Source organism: Mameliella sp. LZ-28 (assembly GCF_012274245.1).
In the GTDB taxonomy this organism is placed as follows: Bacteria; Pseudomonadota; Alphaproteobacteria; order Rhodobacterales; family Rhodobacteraceae; genus Antarctobacter; species Antarctobacter albus.
In genome coordinates, this window is the sequence record NZ_JAANYX010000032.1 from 91,997 (window position 1) to 104,773 (window position 12,777).

The window sequence follows — 12,777 nt, forward strand, 5'->3', positions numbered from 1 at the left end:
CCAGTCCGGCCCGGAATCGGGCGGACATGGGTGCGTTTTCCTAAAAATCGCCGCAATTCCCCGTCACCTGTGACACCGGGTGGCGGCGCATGTTTTTTCGAGGTCCGGCATGACGGGTGAGACGGCGCAGCAGTACGGTGAGACCGATATCGCCATCGTCGGCATGGCAGCCCACCTGCCGGGGGCCGCCGATATTTCCGAATACTGGCGCAACCTGCGTGACGGCGTCTCCTCGATCCGGCGCCTGTCCGAGGACGAGTTGCGCGAGGCGGGTGAAGACCCCGGGCTGATGCGGCACCGCGACTACGTCCCCTTTGCCGCCCCGCTGCAGGACTTTGCCCATTTCGACGCCGAGTTCTTTGGATTCAGTCCAAAGGAGGCGGCGATCATGGACCCCCAGCATCGCCAGTTCCTGGAGACCGCCTGGGAGGCGCTGGAAAACGCGGGCCATGTGCCGGACAGCTTTGACGGCCAGGTGGGTGTCTTTGCCGGCTGCGGGATGGGGTCGTATTTCTATTTCAACGTTTGTTCGAACCCGGACCTGGTGGACAACACCGGCATGTTCCTGTTGCGCCATACCGGGAACGACAAGGATTTCATGACCACGCGCCTCAGCCACGTGCTGGACCTGCACGGGCCGTCGATCAACCTGCAGACTGCCTGCAGCACCTCGCTGGTGGCGACGCATTACGCGGTGCAGGCGCTGCTCAACGACGAATGCGACATGGCCATCGCGGGCGGCGTGACCATCGAGCTGCCGCAGGGGCGCGGCTATCTCTACAAGGAAAACGAGATCCTCTCGCCCGACGGGCAGTGCCACGCCTTCGACCATCGTGCCAAGGGCACGGTCTTTGGCTCCGGTGCGGGCGTCGTGGTGCTGCGGCGGCTGGCGGATGCGGTGGCAGATGGCGATCACATCTACGCGGTCATCAAGGGGTCGGCCGTCAACAACGACGGCGCGCAAAAGGCCGGATACCTGGCCCCCAGTGTCGAGGGACAGGCGAGCGCCGTGGCCGAGGCGCAGGCCTTTGCCGGGATCAGCGCCGATACCGTGGACTATGTCGAATGCCACGGCACCGGCACCTACCTGGGCGATCCCATCGAGGTCGCCGCCCTGACCGAGGCCTTTTCCGAAACGTCGACTGCCGTGGGCCACTGCCGCATCGGGTCGGTCAAGACCAACATCGGCCACCTGGACACGGCTGCCGGCGTGGCGAGCCTCATCAAGGCCGCGCTGGCGCTGCACAATCGGCAGATGCCGCCCTCGCTGGGCTTCGAGGCGCCGAACCCTGCCATTGATTTCGAACACTCGCCGTTCCGCGTGAACGACCGGCTGACCGACTGGCCGCGCGCGGGGCATCCGCGCCGGGCGGGCGTGAACTCGCTGGGCGTGGGCGGCACCAACGCGCATGTGGTGCTGCAGGAGGCGCCGGAGCGCGCGCCGAGCGACGAAAGCGACTGGCCGTTCCAGATCCTGACTATCTCGGGGCGGAGCAAAACGGCGCTGGACGAGAATGCCGCGCGGCTGGCCGCGCATCTGCGCGCCCATCCCGAACAGGATCTGGCCGATGTGGCCTTTACCCTGAAGGAAGGGCGTCGCGCGTTCGAGAAGCGCCGCGTGGTGGTGGCCGAAAGCCACGAGGAGGCGGCGCGCCTGCTGGAGGGCGGTGATGCGCGCCGGGTCTTTACCCATGACGCGCTGGACCGGCCCGAGGTCGTCTTCATGTTCCCCGGAGGCGGCGCGCAATACGCGGGCATGGCGCGCGATCTCTACGAGACGGAGCCGGTCTTTGCCGAGTGGATGGACCGGGGGCTGGATCACCTCGAGCGAATTTCTGGCGGAGATGTCGATGGGGGTATTTCCGCCAAGAAGAAGCCAGGGGTGCGTGATCTGTGGCTGCCCGCGCGCGGGGCAGAGGCCGAGGCGGACCGGGCCCTGTTGCGGCCCTCGCTGCAACTGCCGCTGATCATGATCACCGAATATGCGCTGGCGCAGTTGTGGATGAGCTGGGGCGTGACGCCCGGCGCGCTGACTGGTCACTCAATGGGGGAAAACACGGCGGCTTGTGTCGCGGGTGTCATGGGCTTCGAGGATTGCATCGGGCTGGTGCACCTGCGCGGGCGGCTGTTCGATACGGTGCCTGCGGGGGGCATGTTGTCCGTCGGGTTGCCCGCCGAGGCGTTGCGGCCCCTGCTGGGCGAGGAGCTGGATCTTGGCGCGGTGAACGGGCCGGAGCTCTCGGTGGCCTCGGGGCCGCAGGCGGCGCTGGACGCATTGCAGGCGGAGCTGGAGCGGCGCGAGGTGCAATGCACCCGCATCGGCATCGACATCGCGGCGCACAGCCGGATGCTGGAGCCGATCCTTGCGGAGTTCGGCGCCTACCTCCGGGGGATCGAGTTGCGCGCGCCCGAGTTGCCGCTGACCTCGAACCGGACCGGCGCGCTGATGACGGCGGAGCAGGCCACCGATCCGGAGTATTGGGTCGCGCATCTGCGCGGTACGGTGCTGTTTGCCGATTGCATCGGCACGCTGGACGCGGACAACCGGGTTTTCCTTGAGGTCGGGCCGGGCAAGGCGCTGACCTCGCTGGCGCGGCAGCAGGTGGGGGGCAACCGGGTCCTGTCCTCTCTGCGGCACCCGGACGAGGCGATTGCCGACGACAAGCACATGTTCGAGGTGCTGGGACGGCTGGCGGCGCTGGGCGTCGGGATCGACTGGACCCAGGTCTGGGGCGAGGCGCGGCGCAATCGCGTGGTCCTGCCCAGCTATGCTTTCCAGCGCAGCCGGTATTTCATCGAGCCGGGGGAGGTGGCGGAGAAGGCGCCCAGTTATTTGATGCGCAATGACGAGATCGGGGAATGGGGATGGCAGCCGGTCTGGCGGCCACGCTCTGCCCCGGTCGAGGTGGACGTGGTCGATGGACTGTCCGATGCCGCGCCGCAGGTCTGGCTGATGTTCATGGACGAGGCCGGAGTGGCCGCGCGGTTGGCGGACCGGCTGCGCATGGCGGGGAATACCGTTGTCGAGGTGCGCCCCGGTGATGCCTTTGCCCGTGTGGGCGAGGGCTATGTGCTGGCGCCCGAGCGTGGGCGCGAGGGCTATGACCTGCTGGTGCAGGACCTGGCGGCGCGCGGCGTGGTGCCGACGCGCATCGGGCATTTCTGGCTGCTGACAGAGGGCGAGACCCACCGCCCCGGGTCGAGCTTTTTTCATAGGGTTCAGGAACAGGGCTTTTACGCGCTGATGTTCCTGGCGCAGGCGATCGAGGGCGAGGGCCTGCCGCGCCCCCGGCAAGTCACCATCGTGACCAATGGGGCCGCGCAACTGCGGGATGAGGCGCTGCCCTACCCAGAAAAGGCGACCATTGCCGGCCCTGCGCGGGTGATCCCGCGCGAATTGCCTGGCATGAGTGTTGCCACGCTGGACGTGACTTTGCCCGCCCTAGTCGAGGCGCCTTTCTGGGGCCGGGCCAGGGCCCAGGCGGCGCATGAGAGCGCGATGGAGGCGCTGACGGCCCGCGTGCTGGAGGAGTTGGTGAGCGAGCCGGGCGACCGGATTGCGGCGCTGCGCGGGGATCGCCGGTTCGAATGCGCGATGAAACCCGTCGCGCTGGGTGAGGCGCCCGAGGTGAAGGCGGGCGGCACCTACCTGATCACCGGCGGATTTGGCGGGATCGGCCTGACCCTGGCGCGGGATTTTGCATCGCGCGGGGCGAAACTGGCGCTGATGGCGCGCAAGCCCCTGCCCGACCGGGCGGAGTGGGACGATTACCTGCGCCGCCATGCGCCGCAGGACCGGGTGGCCCGGCGCATCCGCGCCGTCACCGCACTGGAAGAGGCGGGCGCCGAGGTCATGGTGGTGGCTGCGGATGTCTGCAACCTGGGCCAGGTTCAGGCGGCCCGGCGCGCGGTCGAGGAGTGCTTTGGCGCGATCACCGGGGTCATCCACGGTGCGGGCGTGATCGACGACGCGCCTTTGCTGGCCAAGTCGCCCTCCAGCGTCGAGGACGTGTTCACGCCGAAGATCCACGGCACGGAGGTGCTGGGAGAGGTCTTTCCGGACGGCAGCCTGGACTGGATGGTGCTGTTTTCGTCGTCTTCGACCGTCACGGCACCCGCCGGACAAGTGGACTATGTCGCGGCCAACGAGTTCCTCAATGCCTTTGCCCGTGCACGCAGCGGCAAGACGCGGGTGGTGGCGATCAACTGGGGCATCTGGAACGAGGTCGGCATGGCGGCAGAGGCAGTCGCGGCCCGGACCGGCGACCTGCCGAAACCGCCCGTCACGCCCGTCACGCAGGATATGTTGGCCGAGGCGACTTTCGACAGCCACGGCAACCGGTTGTTCACCGCGCAGTACGCGGAGACGGATTGGTTCATCGACCAGCACAGGACGCGGGCGGGAGACGCCCTGCTGCCCGGCACCGGCTACCTGTCGATGGCAGCGCAGGCGCTTCAGGCGCATGGCGAAAGCGGCAGGTTCGAAATCCGCGATCTGACCTTTTTGCGGCCCTTGCGGGTGGCCCCCGGGGGCGCGCGTGACATGCGCCTGCGCCTGACGCGCGCCGACGATGGCTATGGCTTTGACGTGCTGGCGGATGCCGCTCTGAATGGGCGGCAGGGTTTTGCGCTGACCGCGCAGGGCGCGCTGTCGCTGATGCCCCTGGCCCGGCCCGCCCCGCTGGACCTGGGCGCGATCCGGGTGCGCTGCCCGGCGCGCGTCGATGGCAATGGCGCCAAGCTGACCTCGGCGCAGGAGGTGCATCTGGCCTTCGGTCCAAGCTGGAAGGTTCTCGATGCCCGCGCGCTGGGCAAGGGGGAGGGAATCGCCGATCTGTCCCTGCCCGCGGATGCCGCGGCGCCCGACATGCCGCTGCATCCGGCGCTGATGGACATTGCCACCGGTTGGGCGATGGAACTGATCGCGGGCTATCAGCCGACGCACCTTTGGGTGCCGGTGCGCTATGGGCGGGTACGGGTCCATGCGCCGCTGGGGACACGGGTGGTCAGCTGGGTGCGCAACGCGGCCGACAACCGGGCCGATGGCGAAACGGCCAGCTTTGACGTCACGCTGTGTGATCCCACAGGCGCGGTGCTGGTGGAAATCTCGGGCTTTACCATCCGCAAGCTGGCCAGTGCCGACATGCTGAAAAGCGCGCCGCGCCTGACCGCGGCGGAACTGGAGGTCGAGGACGGCGACGCCACGCAGCCCCTATCTCCCGCCGAGGAACGGCTGGCGCACAACCTGAGCCAGGGCATCCTGCCCGCCGAGGGGGTCGAGGCCTTCCACCGGGCGCTGGCGCTGGGGGCAAAGCAGGTCGTGGTCTCGTCGATGGATCTGGATGCGCTGACCGCGCAGACGGCGGCCTCGGTCGCCGAGGCGACCTCTGGCCAGACCTTCGAACGCCCGCAGCTGGAAAGCGATTACGTTGCCCCCGAGGGCGAGATCGAGACCCGGCTGGCCGGCTTCTGGGAGGATCTGCTGGGCGTCACCGACGTGGGCGTCGAGGACAGTTTCTTTGATCTGGGCGGGCATTCCCTGATCGCCGTGCGCCTTTTCGCGATGGTCAAAAAGGCCTTCCGCGTCGATTTCCCGATTTCCATCCTGTTCGAGGCGCCGACGATCCGCGCCTGTGCCGCACTGATCGAGGCGCAGATCGGCCCGGTCGAAGGCGACGCCGAGGCCGCGCCGAAGGCGCCGCAGCGCCGGTTCACCCATCTTGTGCCCATGCATGACGGCGACGGCGGCGCACGGCAGCCCTTCTTCCTGATCGCGGGCATGTTCGGCAACGTGCTGAACCTGCGCCACCTCGCGCATCTCTTGGGCAGCGACCGGCCGTTCTATGGCGTGCAGGCGCGCGGGCTCTATGGTGGCGCGGCGCCGCATGACAGCATCGAGGAAGCCGCGCGCGACTACATCGCCGAGATGCGGCAGGTCCAGCCGCACGGCCCCTACATGGTTGGCGGGTTCTCGGGCGGGGGGATCAGCGCCTATGAAGTCGCCCGCCAGCTGGAGGTCGCTGGCGAAGAGGTGTCGCTGGTTGTGATGCTGGACACGCCCTTGCCGCAGCGGCGCCCCCTGTCGCGCCGGGATCGGATGATGATCCAGTGGCAGCAGGCCAGGGAAAAGGGTCCGCTCTATCCGTTCATCTGGGCCAGGAACCGCATCGCCTGGGAGTTTGCCAAGCGTCGCCAGACGCAGGACACCGGCGCCGAACACGCCTTCCACAACGCCGAGATCGAGGCGGCCTTCTACCGGGCCATCGCGGCCTACCAGGTCCGGCCCTGGGATGGACGCGTGGTGCTGTACCGTCCGCCGCTGTCGGGCAAGTGGACGGTTTCGGGCGGGGCGCTGGTCAACAGCGAACGCACCTATGTGACGCCTGACAACGACTGGGGCCTGATGGTGCCGGGGGTCGAGGTGCACGAGGTGCCGGGCGACCATGACAGCATGGTGCTGGAACCCAACGTGCGGGTGCTGGCCGGGCTGATGCGCGAGGCGATCGAGAGCGCCGAGGCGGAGAGCATTGGTCACGGCGAAGTGGTGGCCTTTCCCGGCCACGCGGCGGAGTGAACGGCATGGCACGGGTCCTGGTGGTATCGCTGAACTATCGCACGGCAGAGATGACCCTGCGCTCTGTCCGTGCGGCCCTGCAGGCCATGCAGGGGATGGATGCGGAACTGGTCGTCGTGGACAACGACTCCGGCGACGGATCGTTCGAACGGATCGAACAGGCGTTGGCGGCAGAGGACTGGGCGCAGGGTGCGCCGGTCCGGCTGCTGCAATCGGGTGTGAACGGCGGTTTCGGTGCGGGCAACAACCTGGGCATCCGTGCCGGGATGCGAGACGGCAGCACGCCGGATTACGTCTATCTGCTGAACTCCGACGCCTTTCCGGCGCCGGACGCGATCCGCCGCCTCTACGACCATCTCGAAGCCCATCCCGAGGCCGGTTTCGCGGGCAGCTATATCCACGGCGAGGACGGCGCGCCGCATGTGACCGCCTTCCGTTTTCCGTCGATCTGGTCGGAACTGGAAGGCGCGATGCGCTTTGGCCCGGTGTCCCGTGCCTTGCGGCAGAAATCCGTGCCCATCGGTGTGCCTGGGGCCACGCGGCGCGTGGACTGGCTGGCCGGGGCGTCGATCATGATGCGCCAAGGCGTGCTGGACGAGATCGGCCTCTTTGACGAGACGTTTTTCCTGTATTTCGAGGAAACCGACCTGTGCCTGCGCGCCGCCCGCGCCGGGTATGAAACGCATTACGTGCGCGACAGCGAGGTGGCGCATATCGGTTCTGTCTCGACCGGCATGAAGAAATGGCAGCGTATCCCCGGCTTCTGGCTGGACAGCCGCTGGCACTATTTCTCCAAGAACCACGGGCGTGGCTATGCGGCGCTGGCGACGCTGATGCACGCGCTGGGCGGCGCTTTCTGGCGGTTGCGGGTGCTGGTGCAAGGCAAACCGCCCGCCGATCCGGCGCATTTCCTGCGCGACCTGATCCTGCATGACACCAAGGCACTGGTCCGGCCCCTGCCGGAACGGCGCGAGGCCGTGCGGCCCCCGGTCGGGGTTGCGGCCAAAGCACAAGCGGAGTGACCGAGATGGCTATGACCTGCGTTCTTTGGGGCAATGAATCGCTCCTGGTGCAATGTGCCGAAATGGCGCTGGACCGGGGCAACACCATCGCGGCGGTCGTGACGGACAACGCGGACGTGCGGGGCTGGGCCGAAGGGCGTGGCCTGCGGGTCGAGGCGCCGGGCGCGGGTCTCGCGGCACGGCTGGGCGCTGGGTTCGACTGGCTGCTCTCCATCGCCAATCTCTCGATCATTCCCGATGATGTTCTGGCCCTGCCCGCCCGGGGCGCGGTCAATTTCCACGATGGCCCCCTGCCGCGCCATGCCGGGCTGAACGCGCCGGTCTGGGCGTTGATCGAGGGCGAGACCCGCCACGGTGTCACCTGGCACCTGATCGAGGGCGGCGTGGACGAGGGCGACATCCTGGTGCAGGCGGAATTCGACATCCGGCCCGGCGATACGGCGCTGACCCTGAACACCAAGGCCTACGAAGCGGCGATGGAGTCTTTCCCGGCGCTGCTGGACCAGCTTGAAAGCGGCGCGCTGACCCGCGTGCCGCAGGACCTGGCACAGCGCAGCTATCACGCCCTGGCGGACCGGCCCGAGGGCTACGGCGTGCTGGATTTCACCCGCCCGGCGGTCGAGCTGGAACGGCTAGTGCGGGCGCTGGATCACGGCCCCTACGGGAACCCGCTCTGCGCGGCCAAGATCCGGGCGCGCGGGGCGCTCTGGCTGGTGGGCCACGTGCGGCTGACAGAGGGGCACGGCGCGCCGGGCACGGTGCTGGACGTCTCGGACGAACGGCTGACCGTGGCCTGCGGGGAACATGCGCTGGTGCTCTCCGGGCTGACGCGCATCTGCGGCAGGCCGGTCGATGTGGCAGAGATCGCCGGTGTCGGTGAGGTGCTGGATACCGTGCCAGCGGTCGACATGACGCCAGTTGTGCGCGTTGACGGGATGATGCGCCGGGTGCTGGCCGACCTGCAACCGGCAGAGCTGGGCGGGCTGACCGAGGGCGAAAGCGGACTGGAAACCCGCGCCCTGACCTTGGCCCCGGACGCGGCAGTGGCGCAGGTCATGCGCTGGGCGCAGGTGCTTTGCGGGCGCGAGACCGTGGACCTGGCATGGGCCGATGGTGCGCTTGAGGCATTGGCCGCCAGCGGTCTGGTCGCTCCCTGGGCACCATTGCGCGCGGGATCGGTGTCCAAACCCACCCCTTGGGCGACGGACCTGCCCGCCCGCGCGCCGGACCTCAGCTGGCCCGATGTGCCGCAGATCGGCCTTGCGGTCGATGGCGCGGGCCATGTGCCGGGTACGGTGATGACCGTGATCCTGGGCGAGGCGCCGGTGCTGTCCTATGATTCCGGGCGTCTGCCGCCCGCACAGGCGGACCTGCTGGCGGCGCGGCTGGAATTCTCCGGCGTGGGCCTGCCCGGTGCGGAACGCGACCTGGTGCTGAACCAATGGAACGCCACGGCAACCGACCATGACCGCAACCTGACCATGCACCGCGCCTTCGAGGCTCAGGCCGCGAAAACGCCCGATGCCATCGCGCTGATCTTCGAGGACCAGAAACTCACCTATGCCGATCTGAACGCCCGCGCCAACCGGGCCGCGCACCTGCTGCGCGAGATGGGCGTGGTGCCGGGTCAGGTTGTCGGCCTGTGCTGCCGCCGCTCGATCGACCTGATGGTGGGCGCGCTGGCGATCCTCAAGGCCGGTGGCGCCTACCTGCCGATGGACCCGTCCTATCCCGCGGACCGCCTGCAACATTTCGTTGAGGACAGCGGCGCGCAGGTGATCGTCACGCAGGCCGCGGTGGACCCCAGCCTGCCGCGTCATGATGCGCAGCTTCTGGTACTGGACGCCGAGCCGCGCCTGCTCTCGCAGCCGGTCGAGGACCTGCCGGACACCAGCGGGCCAGAGGACCTTGCCTACCTGATCTACACCAGCGGATCGACGGGCAAGCCCAAGGGGGTGATGGTCGAGCATCGCAATGTATACAATTTTTATACAGGGATGGACGCCCATATCCCGCACGACCACGGGATTTGGCTTGCTGTCACTTCGCTGTCCTTCGACATATCCGTGCTGGAGCTGTTCTGGACCACCGCGCGCGGCCTGACCGTTGTGCTGACGGGCGACGAGGACCGGGCGCTGATTTCCAAGGGACCGATGCCGCGTGGCAAGGGCATGGAGTTCTCGCTGTACTACTGGGGCAACGACGATGGCGCCGGGCGGGACAAATATGCGCTCCTGCTCGACGGCGCGAAGTTTGCCGATGAGAACGGCTTTGTCGCCGTCTGGACGCCGGAACGGCATTTCCACGCCTTCGGTGGCCCCTACCCGAACCCATCCGTGACCGGCGCCGCCGTTGCCGGTGTGACCAGAAACATCGGCGTGCGCGCCGGATCGGTCGTGGCGCCCCTGCACCATCCCGCGCGGATCGCCGAGGAATGGGCGGTGATCGACAACCTCACCAACGGGCGCGCGGGGATGGCGATTGCCTCTGGCTGGCAGCCCGACGATTTTGTGCTGCGCCCCGAGAATACCCCGCCCGAAAACAAGCCCGCCATGATGCGCGACCTTGAGACCGTGCGAAAGCTGTGGCGCGGCGAGGCGGTGGGGTTTCCGCGCAAGGATGGTTCGATCCACGAGGTCGTGACCCAGCCGCGCCCGGTGTCGGAGGAACTGCCGGTCTGGGTGACGACCGCCGGCAATCCGAAAACCTGGCAAGAGGCCGGGGCGGCGGGCTGCAACGTGCTGACGCATCTTCTGGGCCAGTCGGTCGAAGAGGTCGGTGAAAAGATCAAGCTGTACCACGCGGCGCTGCGCGCGGCGGGGCACGATCCGGCGGACTTCAAGGTCACGCTGATGCTGCACAGCTTTCTCAGTGACAGCCGCGACCATGCCCGCGAGATCGCGCGCGAACCGATGAAGGATTACCTGCGCTCCGCCGCCGGTCTCATCAAGCAATACGCCTGGGCCTTCCCGGCCTTCAAGCGGCCCGAGGGCGTGTCGAACGCCTTTGACCTGCAACTGGACGGGTTGGAGCCCGAGGAACTGGACGCGATCCTGGACTTTGCCTTTGAGCGGTATTTCAACAACAGCGGGCTGTTTGGCACGGTCGAGGACGCCTTGAAGCGCACCGAGGAAGTGCAGGCCATCGGCGTCACGGAAATCGCCTGCCTGATCGATTATGGCATCGACCGTGAGACGGTGCTGGAAGGGCTGAAGCCGCTGGCGCAGGTCGTTGCGAAGTCCGGCGGTGCGACGGACCTGGCGTCGGACGATTTCTCGATCGCCGCGCAGATCGTGCGGCACGGGGTGACGCATCTGCAATGCACGCCTTCGATGGCCCGGATGATCGCGATGAACGACGAGGCGCGCTTTGCCCTCAAGAGTGTACAACATGTATACCTCGGCGGAGAGCCTCTGCCCGGTGCTCTTGTGCAGGAGTTTGCTGAGATCACGCAGGCGACGGTTACAAATATGTACGGGCCAACGGAAACGACGATCTGGTCCTCCTGCACGCGCGCCGAACCGGGGGAGACTGTGGTCAACATCGGCCTACCACTGGCCAATCAGCAGCTTTACGTCCTCGACGAAGACCGCGCCCCGGTGGGCGTCGGGCAGGAAGGCGAGCTGTGGATCGGTGGAGAGGGTGTGACGCGCGGCTATTGGAACCGTGCCGACCTGACGGCAGAGCGGTTTGTCGAGAACCCGTTTCACGGCGGGCGCATGTACCGCACCGGTGATCTGGTGCGGCGGCGTGCGAATGGGCGGATCGACTTTGTCGGTCGGGTGGATCACCAGGTCAAACTGCGCGGCCACCGGATCGAGCTGGGCGAGATCGAGGCCTGCCTCGAGGCCATCGCCGGGATCACGCAGGGCGCGGTCCTTGCGCGCGAGGATGTGCCGGGCGATGTGCGGCTGGTGGGGTACTACACCGGCGCGGCCAAGGACGAGGCGGCGCTCAAGGCCGCGATGGCGCGCGACCTGCCCGCCATCATGGTGCCGGGGCGCTTCGTGCATCTCGATGCCTTTCCGCTGACCCCCAACAAAAAGGTCGACCGCAAGGCGCTGCCCAAGCCGCAGGCCGTCGCGGCGAAACCAGCGCCCGCGCCGGTTGCCCCGGTGGTCCCCGCGACCGGAGGCGATGCCTCCCAGATCGAGGCGGCGATTGCCGCGATCTGGCAGCGCACGCTGGGGGTTGTGGCCTCTGGCCGGGACAATTTCTTTGACCTCGGCGGGCATTCATTGCTGGCAGTGCAGGCGCATCGGGCGATCCGCGAGGAACTGGGGGCGGCGAAACTGTCGATCACCGACATCTTCCGCTTTCCGGTTCTGGCGGACCTGGCCGCGCGGGTGGCCGGGTTGGCCGACGGTGTGGTGCGCGCGCCTGCGGCGCCTGTTGCGCCCAAACCTGACCCGGCACCCGCTGCCAACCCCGACCGGGCGCAATCCCGAAGCGAGGCGATGGCGCGGCGGCGTGAGATGCGCGCCCGGCGCCGGGCCTGAAAACCGTGCCGGCAGCCCATCTGGAAGACCTGGTTCGCCAGATCGGCTCTTTGCGGGGTGTGGGCTGGGGTGTGGCGGTCCCCGGAGAGGGGGAACTTTATCCGGCAGAGGCGGCGGCCATCGCCCGCGCCCGCCCGGAGCGGCGCGCAGAGTTTGCCGCCGGTCGCCTTGCCGCCCGCCGCGCGATGGCGCAGCTGGGTTTGGCAGATGCGGCGATCCCGATGGGCGCCGACCGCGCGCCGGTTTGGCCCAAGGGGCTGGTCGGCAGTATCAGCCATGCCGAGGGGGTTTGTCTGGGCGTGGTCGCGCGGGATGCAGACTATCGAAGCCTTGGCATCGACCTCGAAGGGGATGACCCGCTGGCCGAGGACCTGATCCCCGAGATCTGCCTGCCCGAAGAGCTTGGGCTTTTGCCCGCAGGGGCCCGGGCTGCCCGTGCCAAGCGCCTGTTTTCCGCCAAGGAGGCCGCCTACAAGGCACATTACCCGCTGTCGGGGAAGGTCTTTGGCTTTCACGGGCTTCGGGTTGACCTGGGGCAGGGCTGCGCCCGGTTTACCGATCATCCCGAAGTTGCCTCAATTCCGCCCGAATCGCGGTGGGATCTGCCCCTGCGCCAGGTGGTCGGGAACGGTTTGATCCTGTCTCTGAGCGCCGTCCCGGCGGGCATCTCCTGAACCCAGGA

At 67.9% G+C, this 12,777-nt stretch carries 4 protein-coding genes; all 4 read left to right on the top strand.

Annotation, left to right across the window (positions count from 1 at the left end):
* The first annotated feature begins 109 nt into the window (after positions 1–109).
* The 4 genes from G9Q80_RS15725 to G9Q80_RS15740 are packed head-to-tail and all read left to right on the top strand — an operon-like array spanning position 110 to position 12,769.
* Complete coding sequence (locus G9Q80_RS15725; RefSeq protein ID WP_088714599.1) at positions 110–6,574, top strand: type I polyketide synthase; 6,465 nt, start codon at positions 110–112, stop codon at positions 6,572–6,574.
* Positions 6,575–6,579: 5 nt separating this feature from the next.
* Complete coding sequence (locus tag G9Q80_RS15730) at positions 6,580–7,596, top strand: glycosyltransferase family 2 protein (protein WP_088714600.1); 1,017 nt, start codon at positions 6,580–6,582, stop codon at positions 7,594–7,596.
* 5 nt (positions 7,597–7,601) lie between these two features.
* The gene (locus G9Q80_RS15735) at positions 7,602–12,095 is read left to right on the top strand and encodes a MupA/Atu3671 family FMN-dependent luciferase-like monooxygenase (protein WP_168246502.1); all 4,494 of its coding nucleotides are present in this window, start codon (positions 7,602–7,604) and stop codon (positions 12,093–12,095) included.
* A 5-nt stretch (positions 12,096–12,100) separates the two neighbouring features.
* Positions 12,101–12,769, top strand: a complete 669-nt coding sequence (locus G9Q80_RS15740) for a 4'-phosphopantetheinyl transferase family protein (RefSeq protein ID WP_088714602.1) — start codon at positions 12,101–12,103, stop codon at positions 12,767–12,769.
* The last annotated feature ends 8 nt before the right edge of the window (positions 12,770–12,777 follow it).

Excerpts from the sequence above, each read along its gene's own strand:
- G9Q80_RS15735 (WP_168246502.1), top strand. The coding sequence starts at position 7,602 with ATGGCTATGACCTGCGTTCTTTGGGGCAATGAATCGCTCCTGGTGCAA.
- G9Q80_RS15725 (WP_088714599.1), top strand. The coding sequence starts at position 110 with ATGACGGGTGAGACGGCGCAGCAGTACGGTGAGACCGATATCGCCATC.
- G9Q80_RS15730 (WP_088714600.1), top strand. The coding sequence starts at position 6,580 with ATGGCACGGGTCCTGGTGGTATCGCTGAACTATCGCACGGCAGAGATG.